This is a genomic window from Paenibacillus sp. J31R122, assembly GCF_056269185.1.
Genome location: NZ_JBWDNM010000014.1, coordinates 218,592 through 233,938 on the forward strand (window position 1 = coordinate 218,592; position 15,347 = coordinate 233,938).

General features: G+C 43.6%; 12 protein-coding genes, 3 tRNA genes and 1 rRNA gene. 5 read left to right on the forward strand and 11 right to left on the reverse strand.

The window, feature by feature from the left end; genetic code table 11:
• Positions 1-161 precede the first annotated feature (161 nt).
• Positions 162-1,397: an aminopeptidase gene (locus tag AC0YN7_RS22480; RefSeq protein WP_475812262.1), complete on the reverse strand. Its 1,236-nt coding sequence runs from the start codon at positions 1,395-1,397 to the stop codon at positions 162-164.
• 113 nt (positions 1,398-1,510) lie between these two features.
• Positions 1,511-2,380 (reverse strand): SDR family oxidoreductase, encoded by an 870-nt coding sequence (locus AC0YN7_RS22485; protein ID WP_475812263.1) that lies wholly within the window; start codon positions 2,378-2,380, stop codon positions 1,511-1,513.
• A 90-nt stretch (positions 2,381-2,470) separates the two neighbouring features.
• Here AC0YN7_RS22485 and AC0YN7_RS22490 point away from each other — a divergent pair, with 90 nt between their 5' ends.
• The 4 genes from AC0YN7_RS22490 to AC0YN7_RS22505 all read left to right on the forward strand — a co-directional run bounded on the left by AC0YN7_RS22490 (position 2,471) and on the right by AC0YN7_RS22505 (position 7,895).
• On the forward strand, positions 2,471-3,469 hold the full coding sequence (locus tag AC0YN7_RS22490; protein ID WP_475812264.1) for a substrate-binding domain-containing protein: 999 nt from the start codon (positions 2,471-2,473) through the stop codon (positions 3,467-3,469).
• Positions 3,466-4,881, forward strand: coding sequence for a sensor histidine kinase (locus tag AC0YN7_RS22495; RefSeq protein ID WP_475812265.1), 1,416 nt, complete (start codon positions 3,466-3,468; stop codon positions 4,879-4,881). Before AC0YN7_RS22490 ends, AC0YN7_RS22495 begins: the two co-directional genes overlap by 4 nt.
• A 20-nt stretch (positions 4,882-4,901) precedes the next feature.
• Positions 4,902-6,245 (forward strand): response regulator transcription factor, encoded by a 1,344-nt coding sequence (locus AC0YN7_RS22500; RefSeq protein WP_475812266.1) that lies wholly within the window; start codon positions 4,902-4,904, stop codon positions 6,243-6,245.
• 261 nt (positions 6,246-6,506) lie between these two features.
• The gene (locus tag AC0YN7_RS22505) at positions 6,507-7,895 is read left to right on the forward strand and encodes a sugar porter family MFS transporter (RefSeq protein WP_475812267.1); all 1,389 of its coding nucleotides are present in this window, start codon (positions 6,507-6,509) and stop codon (positions 7,893-7,895) included.
• Positions 7,896-7,985: 90 nt separating this feature from the next.
• On the opposite strand, the gene AC0YN7_RS22510 is transcribed toward AC0YN7_RS22505, so the two are convergent.
• The 4 genes from AC0YN7_RS22510 to AC0YN7_RS22525 all read right to left on the reverse strand — a co-directional run bounded on the left by AC0YN7_RS22510 (position 7,986) and on the right by AC0YN7_RS22525 (position 12,241).
• Positions 7,986-9,470, reverse strand: coding sequence for a nicotinate phosphoribosyltransferase (locus AC0YN7_RS22510; protein ID WP_475812268.1), 1,485 nt, complete (start codon positions 9,468-9,470; stop codon positions 7,986-7,988).
• 1 nt (position 9,471) lies between these two features.
• On the reverse strand, positions 9,472-10,281 hold the full coding sequence (locus AC0YN7_RS22515; protein ID WP_475812269.1) for a ribose-phosphate pyrophosphokinase: 810 nt from the start codon (positions 10,279-10,281) through the stop codon (positions 9,472-9,474).
• A 23-nt stretch (positions 10,282-10,304) separates the two neighbouring features.
• Positions 10,305-11,069 (reverse strand): NUDIX domain-containing protein, encoded by a 765-nt coding sequence (locus AC0YN7_RS22520; protein ID WP_475812270.1) that lies wholly within the window; start codon positions 11,067-11,069, stop codon positions 10,305-10,307.
• Between the two features lie 182 nt (positions 11,070-11,251).
• Positions 11,252-12,241: a Gfo/Idh/MocA family protein gene (locus AC0YN7_RS22525; protein ID WP_475812271.1), complete on the reverse strand. Its 990-nt coding sequence runs from the start codon at positions 12,239-12,241 to the stop codon at positions 11,252-11,254.
• Positions 12,242-12,500: 259 nt separating this feature from the next.
• Between AC0YN7_RS22525 and AC0YN7_RS22530 the strand changes: the two genes are divergently transcribed.
• Complete coding sequence (locus AC0YN7_RS22530) at positions 12,501-13,874, forward strand: DUF5808 domain-containing protein (protein ID WP_475812290.1); 1,374 nt, start codon at positions 12,501-12,503, stop codon at positions 13,872-13,874.
• 20 nt (positions 13,875-13,894) lie between these two features.
• Here the strand turns inward: AC0YN7_RS22530 and AC0YN7_RS22535 are convergent, their stop codons facing one another.
• The 5 genes from AC0YN7_RS22535 to AC0YN7_RS22555 all read right to left on the reverse strand — a co-directional run.
• Positions 13,895-14,488 (reverse strand): P-loop nucleotide/nucleoside kinase family protein, encoded by a 594-nt coding sequence (locus AC0YN7_RS22535; protein ID WP_475812272.1) that lies wholly within the window; start codon positions 14,486-14,488, stop codon positions 13,895-13,897.
• Positions 14,489-14,740: 252 nt separating this feature from the next.
• Positions 14,741-14,815, reverse strand: a tRNA-Gly gene (locus AC0YN7_RS22540).
• A gap of 7 nt (positions 14,816-14,822) precedes the next feature.
• A tRNA-Gln gene (locus AC0YN7_RS22545) sits at positions 14,823-14,897 on the reverse strand.
• Positions 14,898-14,924: 27 nt separating this feature from the next.
• Positions 14,925-15,001: transfer RNA gene (locus AC0YN7_RS22550), tRNA-Asp, on the reverse strand.
• 185 nt (positions 15,002-15,186) lie between these two features.
• A 23S ribosomal RNA gene (locus tag AC0YN7_RS22555) occupies positions 15,187-15,347 on the reverse strand; the annotation flags it as partial.

Consider the following 15,347-nt stretch of genomic DNA (forward strand, 5'->3'; position numbering starts at 1 on the left):
TCATAAACGTCAACTCGTATATATGACAAATGTCATATAGCCAATTGGGTAAACTCCTTTTATTTGTAAATATATACGCCTTAGACCTATATTGGCGATAAAAAAAGGAGCCGCAGGCCGATTAAATCGACACTGCTGCTCCTTCTCCTGTTTACGATATGTTATATCGCCCAGTTGCCTTTGCGGAATATCGGTATGATTGTACCATCTCTTTTGATTCCATCGATATCCATCTCAGCTGAGCCAATCATGAAATCATTATGTGTAATGCTGGAGTTGACCCCGTTCTCAACGAGCTCTTCTGCCGTCATCGCTTTTCCGCCAACGATATTAAAGGCATAACCGCTGCCGATAGCAAGGTGGTTCGAAGCATTTTCGTCAAATAAAGTGTTGTAGAACAAAATATTGGACTCCGAAATTGGAGATTTGTGAGGTACAAGCGCAACCTCTCCTAGATAATGTGAGCCCTCATCAATTTCAACAAGCTTCTCCAAAAATTCATGGCCTTCCTCAGCCTCTGTCTTCACAATGCGGCCGTTCTCGAAGGTGAGCTTGAAACGATCAATAATATTGCCGCCGTAGCTTAAAGGCTTTGTGCTTGATACATAACCGTTCGCTCCTGTTTTGAGCGGCACCGTAAATACTTCTTCTGTCGGCATATTGGCCATAAATGATACATCATTCTGATTTGTACTGCCAGCCGCTACCCAAATATGTTTATCGGACAGCTCAATTGTCAGATCCGTACCTGGAGCAGTATAGTGCAGCTTCTGAATTTGGTTCTCGTTCAAAGTCGTCGCCTTGCTGTGAAGGGTAGCGTTATGCTCTTCCCACGCCTTAACCGGATCAGCTGCATGCAGACGGACAGAATCGAAAATAGCATTCCAAAGCAATTCTACTGCTTCTAACTCTCCTGCTTCCGGGAAAACTTTAGCCGCCCATTCCTTGCCGGCTGCCGCTACAACCGTCCAGCTTACTTTATCCGATTGAATCGCCCGTCTGAATTCTTTAAGCCCTTCGCCGGATGCCTTCTGATAGTTACCGATCCGTCCCGAGTCTATCCCCTTCAACAGATCAGGACTGGAGGATGTAATCGAGATAAATGCTGCTCCACGCTTTACGAATGAGTTGCGTTTTAGCGTTTCGAATTCAGGAAACTGCGTGAACACATCGTCAGCCGCTTTCTCATACTTCAACCGGGACAACGTATCATCTGTCCAATCCACATGGACATTACCCGCTCCCACAGCATAAGCCTTGCTCGCGATTAACCGTATTAAATCAGCTGCCTCAATCGCTCCCGTTATGAACACTTCCTGACCTTGCTGCACGTTAACGCCAGTCTTTACAATAAGATCCGCATATTTTTCCAAATGGTTTTGTAGTTGATTTGTCATATGTATTCTCCTTTTCCATAAAGTACAATTGGTATGGCTTTAGCTAGAATTGTATCTATGATACAACCTAACAGTCATTATCACAAGCCACACCAATTAAGGCCATCTCACCATTAACCGTTAACTACTTCTCCTCCATTTACATGGAGGAACTGGCCAGTCATATAGCTGGAGTCCTCACATGCGAGATAGACGAAAGCTGCAGCTAGCTCATGCGGCTGTCCCGCTCGCTTCATCGGCGTATCAGAGCCGAAGGTTGATACCGCCTGCTCATCGAATGTTGAAGGGATAAACGGAGTCCAAATGGGACCAGGGGCAACGCCGTTAACGCGAATACCTTTCCCTGCTAAATTAGTAGCAAGCGCACGAGTGAAGGAGACGATGGCACCCTTGGTTGCCGAATAATCGATCAAGGTAGGATTGCCGCGATACGCCGTAATAGACGCTGTATTGATAATCGTACTATTCGCTTTCAAATGCGGCATCGCTGCACTCGTCAAATAAAACATCCCAAAAACATTCGTTCGGAACGTAGCGGTCAACTGCTCCTCCGTAATATCCTCCAGCTTTTGCTGAACATGCTGCTCGCCTGCATTATTAACAACGATATCGAGCTTACCAAGCTCCTTTATCATACTATCAACCACACTCTTACAGAACGTTTCTGAACCGATATCTCCAGCAATAAGCATACTTCTCACACCATGTTTCTCCACTGCCGCTTTCGTCGCCTTGGCATCCTCATGCTCATTTAGATAGACGATACTAATATCGCAGCCTTCCTTCGCAAAAGCTACCGCTACAGCTCGACCGATTCCACTGTCGCCTCCCGTTATTATGGCAGTCTTGCCCTTAAGTTTGCCGGCAGCTTTATATGTGCCCGACTCGTAGATAGGCAAAGGATTCATCTCCGATTCAATGCCTGGCTGCTTGTTCTGATGCTGGGGAGGAAAAACTGGTTTTTTCGTTGTGGAATTAGACATACTTAAATCAACTCCTAATTATTATTATTTTCTATTACACTATGGTTTCCTATTACCCACTGACCGATGCAGACGGAAAGGGACTTCAACATGTCGACGCGAAAATGGAATGTAACTATCTTTATCCTTTCTATTCTGTTTGTGTGCTTGCTCCTGAGTTTCTTGTTTTCAGTTTTGAAAATTCGCGAGCTGACCAAGCCTTTATCCTTGCCTATCAAAGGTGACAATGCCCCCCTGCGTATCGTACTGATCTCTCAAGAGTTGGACAATCCCTATTGGCGCTCCATTGAGCAAGGGGCACGAGACGCTTCACGGCAATTCAAGATGGATTTTGAATATATGGGCCCGTTCCGTATTAATCCAGAGGAGCAGCTCAAACTGTTAGAGAAGAGCATTACCAAAAAAGCAGACGCGATATTAATTCAAGGAATAGATGATCCTCAGTACCGTACGATAATTGCAGAAGCGTCTACCCTAGAAATTCCTATTATTACGCTAGATACAGATGAGCCAAATAGCAACCGACTCTACTACGTAGGCACAGACAATTTTCAGGCGGGAAAAAAAATGGGTGATTTAGTTATACAAGCATCAGGAGGCCAAGGCAGTATAGGGGTCCTGCTCGGTGATGAGCAGGCGCACAATCAGCGGCTTCGGCTCGAAGGCTTTCGCTCATCTATCACTAATTATCCGGAGCTTATAATCGTCGATGTTCGATCATCCCATATCTCTCGTCTTCAAGCAGCCAAACAGGCTGAAGAGATATTATTAAGACACCCGGATACCAAGTATCTAGTAGGATTCAGTGCTCTAGACGGTTTAGGAATATTAGATGCCAAGAAGCGGCTTCAAAGTGAACAGCTGCGTATATTCGCGTTTGACGATTTGGAAGAAACGAAGGATGGCATACGGAAGAACCAGATTACGTCTACCATCGTGCAGCAGCCCTATGAAATGGGGTATGTAGCTATTTCTTTATTGCATGACTATTTCAACGGAATGAAGCCGCCTCAGCAGCATTTTACAAATACATTTGTCATTGACCCGACTACGATCGCCCCTATCGAAGCTAAGGAAAATAGCCAATGACTATTCGAACAAAGCTGCTGCTATTTATTCCGCTGCTTGTCCTCCTTACGAATTCCGTCTCCTTCTTCTTGTTTGAGAGTGGGAAAACGGTACAACGGAGCTATAATTTGATGATGGATCACATCCTGCTGTATAAGCAAACCGCCCAGACTTCAGAAAACCATCTCAGCACTCTCTACAGTTATCTAATCGATCCCACTGACAGCAAGAGGGAGAAGCTGGAGAAAGAACAACAACAATTACAACAGCTGCGTTTGCTGTTAGTAGAGAAAAAGGGATCATCCCCTCAGTCATCTGCTCTGACAAGTTACAACAATATGCTGGAAACATTTCTAGATCAGGAACAAGCCGCAATCCTTGCCACTGCCGAGCAAGAGCCGAGCATTGCACTTGCCTACTACGAAAAAGCGGAGAAAACAACTAGCTTTATTCGTGATGAGGGCCTTCACCTCATTGATTTGGAATTAAGCTTCTATCAACCGATTCACCAGCAAATCCAGTTGCAAAATGAACGTATGAACGTTCTCGGAGCAGCCGTACTTCTCACTAATACATTAATGAGTGTGGTGCTTGCAGTCTGGATTTCACGCAGCATCACTGAACCAGTCAGTCGGCTTGTCAGAAGGGTGAGACAAATCGCCGCTGGCAATCTGAAGACGACGAGCCCCGCACTGATAAGTGAAAATGACGAGCTGGGCATATTGTCTGGCGCGTTTGAGAAAATGTCAAACGATTTGATGCTATTCATTGAGAAAGATAAAGAAAACATAGTCAAGGATCGGCTTGTTAAGGAGCTGGAACTTCAAACGCTGCAAAGCCAAATCAATCCCCATTTTCTATTTAATACGCTTAATGTATTGTCTAAACTGGCACTAATTGAAGGCGCGGAGAAAACAAGTGATCTGATCGTGTCGATGTCTAATTTAATGCGTTATAATCTACGTAAGCTGGATCAGCCAGTCACTTTGGGTGATGAGCTGGAGCATGTTAAACAATATTTTGTCATTCAACAGACACGTTTTCGCGATCGAATTCGGTTTGAGCAAAACATCGATGAATCCGCATTACAAACACTTATACCAGCCCTAACCTTGCAGCCAATTATTGAGAATGCGTTCTTGCATGGAATTGAGCATATGGAACAAGGGGCCGTCATCCAGTTGAACATTACATATGATGATGAATATTTGCGAATAGCTATTTCAGATAACGGTATCGGTATGAGTGAAGATGTTAGACAAGCTTTGCTGCGGCTTGAAGCTGAGCCGGGAACCGCTCGTTCTACAGGGTTTGGCACCAGAAATGTATTTAAGAGACTACAGTTATTTTATGGACATGATGATATCGTAACGATAGATAGCGCGCCTGGACATGGAACGACCGTCACGCTTCTCATACCCCCTACACCCTAGAAAGGAGGATGACTACATTCATGTATCGCCTATTGATTGCCGATGATGAAGCATTAGAACGAGAAGGTCTCGAGTGGATCATTCAACGTATGCTCCCTGACACATTCCATATTATCCATGCCGAAAATGGACGAGAAGCAATCGAGCTGGCTGAAGAGCATCGTCCGCATATCGTAATGATGGATGTTAATATGCCCGGTATCCAAGGACTCGCCGCCATTAAGGAAATAAAAGAACGTCTTCCCGATACGAAGTTTGTCTTGGTAACCGCCTATGATTATTTTGCTTATGCGAAGGAAGCCCTATCGTTAGGCGTGAAAGAATACTTAGTCAAGCCGGCTAAGCGTGATCAGATCATTGACATCCTAAAACAGCTTATCGCAGAGCTGGAACGTGATCTCCACAAACGAAAGGACGAGCTTTCGTTACGGCATAAAGTATCTCAACTGCTGCCTTTAGTGGAGAATGAGCTTGCATTAATGTTCATGTTCGATCAAATATTGGATACGGCTGCAGAACAGCTGTCGGAGTGGCTTGAATTCCCGCTAGATGAGGGCTGTGCCATCGTTATCGCTTTCCCTGAATTAATCGACCTGCACAATAAACTCAAAATTTACGATATGATCCGCGGATTTGCCAAAGCATACGGGATATCCAGTATTGTGAGTTCTTTAATTGACCGCCATATCGCCATCTTCTTGCGAAAATCTACCGGATCTTCCGATGCCATATGGATGGAGGTTGTTACGAAATACGGAGAAAAACTATTAGCCGAAACGGAAAGACAGCTTCAATATATCGTTTCGATCGGAATCGGTGCGACTAGGAACGGAGCAAGTGGACTTCGCAAATCATATTTTGAGGCTGTATTTGCTTCCAGCTATTATGAATATAACGGACATGTCTGCCACTTCGAAATGCTGAAGCATAGCGATGGAACATCTGTCTCAGAAACAGAGAGGCCTGATTTTAATGCAGAGCCCTTGCAGAGAACCTACGTAATTACTGCTCTTGAGCACATTCGTGAGGAACGTGAACGGCAAACATTAACAGTCTTAGACCGAGCGCAAAACTATATTTTAGAAAGGTTCACTGATGAGCTTTCACTTGAAGAGGTAGCGGATTTCGTTCATCTGAACCCCCACTACTTCAGCAAAATTTTTAAACAGCAGGTTGGAATAACGTTCATTGATTTTATTACCACATTACGGATTGATAAAGCGAAAGAGTTAATGGCCTCTGATCAGGTAAGCTTGAAAGAAGTATGCTTCGAGGTAGGATATAAAGACCCTAATTATTTTAGCCGAGTGTTCAAACGAGTCACAGGAATTACACCTACTGAATATCGGAATCTATTGAAGTGATGAGTGAACCCAAATCCGCGTCACGCTTCACAAGCTTTGAAAGGATCAGAAAGTCAGTCTATGTCCAAATGACATGGACTTTTTTGTGTTATAAACACAACAATATGCTATAACTTCCTAATTACTGCGCTCACAGTGAATAGTCTAAAATAAATGCGGGAAGAACACTCATAAGTGAAGATGATTATCCCCTAGACGGGCATTTTCTCATGCTATACTGAAGGTCGTTTTGATGAGAAGTGACTGGAAGGAGAACTGAGAGTGGCAGTAAACACAAGTACAGACACAGAAAGCAAGCAGGTAAGCATCAAATTTGTAACGTTAGTTTCGATTGTATCCGCATTGGGCGGTTTATTATTCGGATTCGATACAGCAGTCGTGTCGGGCGCGATCGGTTTTATGGAGCATCATTTTCAATTGAATGATCTGGAGATTGGCTGGGCTGTTTCCAGTTTAATTATCGGTTGTATCGTCGGTGCCGGTTTCTCTGGAATTCTAAGTGATAGGTTCGGTCGGAAAAAGGTGCTCCTTGCAGCGGCCATCCTATTTATTATCGGCTCAATCGGTTCTGCTGTACCGGAGACATTCTCAAGTTATATAATCGCCCGAATTATTGGCGGCTTAGGTATTGGTATCACATCTACCCTATGTCCGCTCTATAACGCAGAAATCGCACCTGCCAAATACCGCGGCCGATTAGTCGCTTTAAATCAACTTGCGGTCGTGACCGGTATATTCCTCACTTACTTCGTTAACTTAGGATTTGCTAATTATGGGGATGAAGCTTGGGGTATTTCTACCGCATGGCGCTGGATGTTTGCAGTCGGGGCTATTCCCGGCACTTTGTTCCTTATTTTGCTTTTGTTTGTGCCAGAAAGTCCTCGATGGTTGATTAAACAGGGCAGAGCAGCAGATGCGTTGCCTATACTATTACGGATTCATGGCGAAGAGCTGGCTAAAAAAGAAGTCCTTGATATTAAAGAGTCCTTTATGCACGAAGGCGGGTCCATCCGTCAGTTATTCAAACCAGGACTACGCGTCGCTCTAATTATTGGAGTAGCGCTTGCTGTCCTTCAGCAAGTAACCGGAATAAACGCCGTTATGTACTACGCTCCCGAAATATTCAAGACAACAGGTGCTGGTACGAACGCATCCCTTATTCAAACTATTTTTGTTGGCTTCATTAATTTCGCCTTCACGATTTTGTCTCTTTGGCTTATCGATAGGGTCGGACGTAAAGCACTATTGCTTGTAGGTACGTCTTCGATGACGGTATGCTTACTCGTTATCGGTATTGCTTTTCATTTAGGTTATACTTCCGGACCTGTAATTTTAATTTTTATTTTACTATATGTCGCTGCCTTCGCCATCTCGCTTGGACCAGTCGTGTGGGTAGTTATGTCCGAGATTTTCCCAAATCGCATTCGCGGCAAAGCTACCGCAATTGCTGCTATGGCGCTGTGGGCTGCCGATTATGTAGTCTCTCAGTCATTCCCGCCAATGCTTAGCTTTGCGGGGCCTTCAATTACGTTTTGGATTTTTGGTGTAATGTCACTGTTCACCTTCTTGTTCACTTGGCGCGTAGTGCCAGAGACGAAAGGGAAATCGCTTGAGGAAATTGAGACCATGTGGTCTGCTAAGAAAGCTTAACAGAACCTATATACATGTTAAAAAAAACAGAAGATAAGCACTAGTTTCAAAGTGTTTATCTTCTGGTTCATCGTTAAAATAAAAGGTTGCCTATAAATGACTTAATAAGTTCGCGCGAATGTCCGAAAGTGCTTCATCTCTGATTAGCTTTCCATCCTCGAATACGATCTCCAGCAGATCCTCCGCTTTACGCTGATCATATTCCGTTACCGACAAATTATCTGTATAGGTGATTGCGCCATCCTGATTCGTAACAAGAACGAGGCCTGTTTGCGATTTTTTGACACCGTTATCTGTCTTTGGATCCTTGTAAATTTTGCGTTCTTCACCGTTAACAATCGTAAAGGTCGATTTCAAAGCGAATCCGAATGTATCACGTGTGTTGTATTGGTAAGTGTACGAGCCGATTCCATATACCATATTGGTCGAAGCAAAACCTTTGGCAGCTAGACGCTCACAAATTTCCTGGCAGCGCGAGATCGTAATCGCATCGCCATAAATTGCTCCAATATGGCTATCCAGCTGTTTGAAGCCTTTAGCCGTTGTCGTTCCGCCAAAAATATCCCATAGTATTTCAATGACACCTTTACGCTCGAACTCGCTCTCGCCATCTGGATCCCCGCAAATGATTTTGACTGGATCTCCACTATCAGGACGAATAACGACCTTGCCATCCCTGCTCATAATATCTTCCTTCAGACCACGGATAACGACATCGAGCACACTCCACAAATCCCATGTATCCGATACAATCGAGACAAATCCATTTGGATAGACATCCTTGATCAAATAACGGTACGATGCCATTTCATCTCGTCCGTGCGCACACATGACGCTATGCTCCGTCGCCGGTATCGAGGTGCCTACCAATTCATTCTCAATATTTGCGTTATAGTAGTTTTCCAAATATAGAATTGCTGGAATTGTATCCGTACCTGTAAACGAAATCAGATGTCCCGCACTGCTGCCAAGCGCCGATTCAAGCGATCCCATCCCCCGCATAGAGAAGTCATGTCCTTGAAACGGTACACCCGCCGTATCGCCATTCGTTTGAAGCGCGAACCCTTCAAGAATTTTACGATATTCGAATGCGAGTGTGGCGCTAGTAGCAGGCATCCATAATTGGCAAGACATCAGCGTCTCCAAATAATTCGTAAGCCAGAAAAACTCCGGTTTCGTATTTTCAACAGTCAGCATCGGCACCTTTATCGGAACTAGCGTACCTTCTTTGACAGCCTTAATTTTGATAGGCAAATAACCGAGATCATGCAGCTCTTCGATATGCGTCGCATCGGGTTCTGGCGTACCAAGCGCGAATTGAATGACTCTCTTGTACTCTGCCGCTACATCTTCCCTTGTTCTTGCGAAGAAATGCTCATTAAAATAATCGATCATATATTGCTTAATAAACGATTGGAAGCCAAAGGCCACAACCTCATTAATGTCTTCGAGACGGCTCGTACGCGCAGTCCAGGTCGAATAGACAAGCTCAGTCCCTTTCGGATACTGATTTTTATGGCTTACCTTGTAAAAATCACATAGAAGCGTTGCTGGATAAACGAATGGTTGGTTCATGTTAAATCCCTCCGATTTCGAATACGTGAATTTTTTCGTGCTCTGACTTTTCCAATATCGTATTCGTCGTAAACACCTGATCAATTAAAGCCGTTTCCAATATTTCACCTTTATAAATCGAATTTTCACAGTGTCCAACTAGTAAGTACACCTCGGAGGCTCCTATTTCCTTCAGCTTCTCTGCACTGCGCATAAAGGTCCCGCCATAGGAGCAAAGATCATCAATTATAATCGCTTTGAAGCCTCTGCTGTCCACGTTCCCTACTACATCCAGGCTTATAATTTGACCCGTCTGAAAATCCCTAACCTTAAAGCCAACAAGCTGCTTGTAGCCATTTACCTTGCTATAACGCTTCTGCGCGCCAGCATCAGGGTAAAATAAGTAATCCTGTTCTGGATTAAAGCCAACCTCTGCAACAACTCGTTCCAGCAATTGAATAGTTGGATACTTGCCAATACTGCGATCTATAAGCGCTAGAGATACGTCAGAGTGCGGCTCTATGATGGTAACCGTCTCGAAATTCAATCGATTGATAAACGCGGATACATATTTCAATGTAAACGCCGATGTCCCTTCTACTCGATCCATTCTGCTATAGGGCATGTAGTATATCGTTAAAGCACACGCGACTCGTCTGTCATCCAAGTAATTTTTCACAAACATCAGCTTAATAAGATCGCCGTCATTCTCATACTTCCATGTAATCGTATTGAAATCCGCCATATGCACAACAATTTCATCACCGTTCACCATCGTCTCCCCATTGGGAAACTGCTTAACGTTAAGCTCAAATCCATTCAACTTCAACATGTCATCATTCTCCTTGTCTCCGGTCAGCTATAAATAGATAACTGTGGTTCCACATCGGTAAAATGGTACAATTGTGCTGCTCGCTGAGAATATTGATTGGAATGCATTAATTCACCGTTCTCATTCCTCGATTCCTCAATGATACCTTTACGACTCTGTGTTGACGTAATTTTGCGAATAAAGTTTCGTTCCTCGAAAGCAGGCACAACGGTTTGAATAACCTGATAAAGCTCACTGATTGTAAACTCATCGGGAAGAAATTGCTTGGCAATTGTCGTTGTCATCATCTTCTTGCGAATTTCTTTCAAAGCGTCCGTCAATATTTCACGATGGTCAAAAGCCAAGTCCATCTTCAACGCTTCTTCCACCGAGAACAGCCTTACATCCGCAGCATCAACTGCTGCTTGGCGATTCTCCAGCACCCGCTCGTTAACAAGCGCTAGAAATGCGTGTGAGATGATCCATCCGCGCGGATCACGTCCGGGGGCGCTATACACGTTGAAATATTCAATATGAACATCACCGATAGCTGTTTCTTCCTTCAACTCACGCTTCGCACATTCGTACAGCGTTTCCGTCTCCTTCGCAAATCCACCTGGCAGCGCCCATTTTCCTTCATACGGCCATATTTTCCGTTGAATCAACAGCACCTGCAGCTCTCGTGAAGGCAGCGCTTTCTTCGTCGATTGCTTTTCCGTTGAAACTATTGTGAAAATAACGATATCTGCGGGAGCTCCATCAGGTGTACGGTAATGGCTTGCAGAATAAGTAGATTCGTTATCACCCATTGATACATCTCACCTGCTCAATTTCATTTGTTATTGTTTCGATTTGATATTATCATTATGACATTTACAAGAATAAAGTCAAGAGGGTTTTACATAAATAGGCTATAGGTCATGGTTATCATAGAAACCTATACGTATACAAAAAAAGCCCCCCAAGCTCGGGAGGCTTAACCTATCATTGCTTAATTATTCAAATCTGCCGGATAAACGAGTCCGATCTGTTTTCTGCCTTCGTCCACGATTTCTAATGTCGCCAAGGAATTTTCAAAGGTATTCACCGATGACTCCGTCCGTCCTGCCTTAATGAGCTCTATAAACTCCGCCACCTCATAAAACATTGAATTGCTTCGAGTCGGCCGTGATATATCTTCTTTTGTGCCGTCACGATATTGAATCTCGATTTTTACAGAGTCGCTAATTTTATCGATCACGATGCTTCCGTTTTCCCCTTGAATTTCTGAAGGCAGCGAGGAATAGGTTATTTTCGAATACATAAGAACCGCGTCCATATTCGGATACTGGAGCACCATGCTGCCTTCCCCATCGACACCAGATTCCAGCATAACGGCTGTTGCTTTCACAGCTTCTGGTTTTCCGAATAAAGCGACTAGCGGATAAATGCAGTACACGCCAAGATCCATTAATGTTCCATTGGAGAATACAGGATTGAACGCATTAAGTATGTTGCCAGCTTTATAAGCATCATACCTCGAGGAATATTGGCAAAAGCTCGCAAAATAACGACGGACCGTTCCTATTTTATGTAGATTCTCTTGGATCGCTTTAAAGCTAGGAAGAAATGTAGATTTTAACGCTTCCATCAGCAGCACATTATTAGCCTTTGCCGTCGCTATCATCTGATGTAATTCCTTGGCGTTCGATGCTATCGGCTTCTCACAAAGCACGTGAACACCTTGATTCATGCACGTAATAGCATGTGACGAGTGGAAGGAGTTCGGGCTTGCGATATAGACAGCATCGATTTCTCCACTTGCGGCCATAGCTTCAACATCTGTGAAAATATGAGTTATTCCATGCTTGGTTGCAAAGGTACTAGCCGTTTCCTCGTTGCGAGAGTAAACAGCCGTTAAAGCAAAGCCTCCTGCTTCCCTTGCTGCTTCGATAAAATTCTCCGTAATCCAGTTCGTGCCGATAATCCCAAAACGTATCATATAAGTAGCTCCTTGAAGTTGTTAGTTGGATAATACCCGTGTCCATTACTCTTTATTATAATGGTTCAAACGCTCAAATGTCCAAATTTCGCGGAGCACTTTTTTGACAAGTTGGATGATTTGTATTACTGTATGCGTGAACGCGGTGGTCGTCGACGCATTTGAAATTAGCCTAACTCATCCGTATATTATCTGACATTTATACGAGACTAGCACCCGTAATTATTATAATTACAGAATAGGAGCCACACATTTGAACGTGATCTTGCTACTTATCCCTATTTTAATCACCTATGCTGCCATCCTTATGATCTATTGGCGACAAACTAGGCCAAACAACAATATTTTATTTGGTGTCAGCTTGCCCGATCATGCGCTTAAGGACGAACGTATTAATCAATTCAAGCTGGGCTACAAAAAGTCATATATCATCTATAGCGTAATAGCCATGCTTTTTGTATTACCCTTATTTTTTATCGCAAGCTACTTCTCTATGGCACTGATTTATACGTTTTTGTGGATTTTCGGCGTAATTTATACGTCAAAAATTCCGTTCAAAAGGACTCATATGCAGATAGCATTGCTAAAAAGAGAACAGAATTGGTTTGTTGGGGAGAAACGAGTTGTAAATGTCGATACCGAGGTATCTCGTTTAAAGGCAATTCAGATCATCTCGCCCTACTGGTTTATTATCCCGGTCATTATTGCTCTTATTCCGATTTTTATAGGATCGCAGGAATCCAATCCCCTATTAAAAGTCACGGGAATCGCTTCATTAAGCATGATCGTCATTCTGTTTATTATGTATCTGGCTTTCAGCAAAATGAAAACAAAAATGTTCAGCGAAAATAATAATCTAAATGCGGCAATCAACAGCGCAAGCAAACGTTATTGGTCAATCTTATGGCTATGGATCGCCATCTACGAGAGCTGTATCGCTATTGTCGCTTATTCTATTTTGAAAAATTCAAGTTTAATTAGCCCTGTGCTATCGATGCTGAGCTTTATTATTCTTTCTTTAGTCCCACTTATCGGTATTTTATTTATTCATAATAAAGTAAAAACAATTGAGAACAGCTTAGCAAGCGTAGTTGATAAAACCATTTATACCGATGACGACGAATATTGGCAATATGGTTTTACTTATAACAACCCTAATGATAAAAGCGTTCTGGTACCAAAGCGTATCGGGATTGGAAAAACCCTTAATTTAGCTACGAAAACAGGGAAGATCATCCAATACAGCGCTATATTACTTACTGCAATTGTTATCATCCTGGTCAGCGTCTTTGCAGTACAGTCCGATTATACCTCGCCTACGCTTGAAATCGAGGATAATGGCAAAATAACGATTACTTATCCCATGTACACGTACAGCTTTGACATTGAGGATGTTCAAATTTTAACGCTTGCCGATACGATTCCGACAGGTTTTAGAACCAACGGGACAGCTACTGCTGAGTATGCCAGAGGCAACTTCTCACTAGAAAGCTACGGCCCTACAAAGCTGTATATATTCAAAAATTCGCAGCCCTATATTTTGTTTAAGCTTAAGGATAAATATGTCATATACAACGACAAAGAGCCCGCTCAGACAAAGAAGCTTTTTGCCGAGCTAGGCGCGTTAAGATAAGTTCATAGGAGCTTGACTGCTTAATCAGATGGTCCGTAAACAAACCATTCTAACGCTGATATTTTCTCGTCCTTTAATGCTTGCGAATTATCGATGTGATAGATCAATCGTGCAGGAATATTCCATTTCAATTCCCTAGCTGATAGCGACTGACTAAATTCATTCCAATTCGTCAGCTTCCATTCATCTAATTCCGAGCCTCTTTGCTTGATGCGATTAAAATAATGCTGCTCATCTTGGAGAGTTACGACAATGACCTTCACCTCTACATCATGGTGAGTCGCACCAATTAACGCCAGCTCCGTTTCGATCCAATGCGGAGCTGCCATTTCCTTGGTGAAGGGCCCAACAACTAATACGTCCGTTCCAAGGTCTATATTCTCCAACGCAGCATCCATTGTAATACGGTAGCCTAGATCGCGGCATAGAGCTTTGTAGGCAGCTGAATCTCTATCGCTCGGATCAAGCCCTGCTTGCGTCATCAGCGCTACTGCCGCCGGCCTGAGCAAGGTATCCATATCAAGCAAGACGGCTCCGCGCCGCCTAGCTAAAGCCTTGGCAAAGGTCGTCTTTCCCGCACCGGCTCCACCGACAAAAAAAACTAATTTCCGCATCACCTTATACCTCCATACCTTATCTTACAAGTGTAAACGGCCATCGCCGTCTTTGGCAGCATAAGCTCGTTTCACGTAGAAATATGAGCCGAGTAAAAGTTGAAACTTATACCTTCTTATATTTCAACAAAGGGATATCATTATTTTTTAATGATATCCCTTTCGGTTTGTATTAGGTTACCCAACTATATGCAAATAGAAATCGGAAAATAAAAAAACCTTGCATCGCAAGGATTTGTCATTTGAAAATTATGGAGCGGAAGACGGGAATCGAACCCGCGACCCTCGCCTTGGCAAGGCGATGCTCTACCGCTGAGCCACTTCCGCATATAGATGGCTGGGGATTCAGGGATCGAACCTGAGAATGACGGAGTCAAAGTCCGTTGCCTTACCGCTTGGCTAATCCCCAACAAAATTTGTATTTCATTATTTTAAATGGCGGAGCTGACGGGATTCGAACCCGCGGTCTCCTGCGTGACAGGCAGGCATGTTGGGCCACTACACCACAGCTCCATATGTAAGCTTCGGATAAATCCGAGGTTGAAAAGCGAATCTCATAGACTGAGCAATAATCACAAATGTGAGTTAATTGCTTATATAGTCACAAGAAAATTGCGCCTTCAAAACTGGATACGAAAGTAGTCTTCCTGAACCTTAGCTGTTTGTCTGCTGGATGTATGGGTCCATGCAAACTTATTTAGGATAAGCCCTCGACCGATTAGTATTCGTCAGCTCCACGCATTGCTGCGCTTCCACCCCGAACCTATCAACCTCGTCGTCTTCAAGGGGTCTTACATACTGGGAAATCTCATCTTGAGGGGGGCTTCACGCTTAGATGCTTTCAGCGCTTATCCCGTCC

Bases quoted from the DNA above. Each gene is read 5' to 3' on its own strand.
- AC0YN7_RS22495 (WP_475812265.1), top strand. From the start codon at position 3,466: ATGACTATTCGAACAAAGCTGCTGCTATTTATTCCGCTGCTTGTCCTC.
- AC0YN7_RS22500 (WP_475812266.1), top strand. From the start codon at position 4,902: ATGTATCGCCTATTGATTGCCGATGATGAAGCATTAGAACGAGAAGGT.
- AC0YN7_RS22485 (WP_475812263.1), bottom strand. From the start codon at position 2,380: ATGTCTAATTCCACAACGAAAAAACCAGTTTTTCCTCCCCAGCATCAG.
- AC0YN7_RS22480 (WP_475812262.1), bottom strand. From the start codon at position 1,397: ATGACAAATCAACTACAAAACCATTTGGAAAAATATGCGGATCTTATT.
- AC0YN7_RS22515 (WP_475812269.1), bottom strand. From the start codon at position 10,281: ATGTTGAAGTTGAATGGATTTGAGCTTAACGTTAAGCAGTTTCCCAAT.
- AC0YN7_RS22520 (WP_475812270.1), bottom strand. From the start codon at position 11,069: ATGGGTGATAACGAATCTACTTATTCTGCAAGCCATTACCGTACACCT.
- AC0YN7_RS22525 (WP_475812271.1), bottom strand. From the start codon at position 12,241: ATGATACGTTTTGGGATTATCGGCACGAACTGGATTACGGAGAATTTT.
- AC0YN7_RS22490 (WP_475812264.1), top strand. From the start codon at position 2,471: ATGTCGACGCGAAAATGGAATGTAACTATCTTTATCCTTTCTATTCTG.
- AC0YN7_RS22535 (WP_475812272.1), bottom strand. From the start codon at position 14,488: ATGCGGAAATTAGTTTTTTTTGTCGGTGGAGCCGGTGCGGGAAAGACG.
- AC0YN7_RS22510 (WP_475812268.1), bottom strand. From the start codon at position 9,470: ATGAACCAACCATTCGTTTATCCAGCAACGCTTCTATGTGATTTTTAC.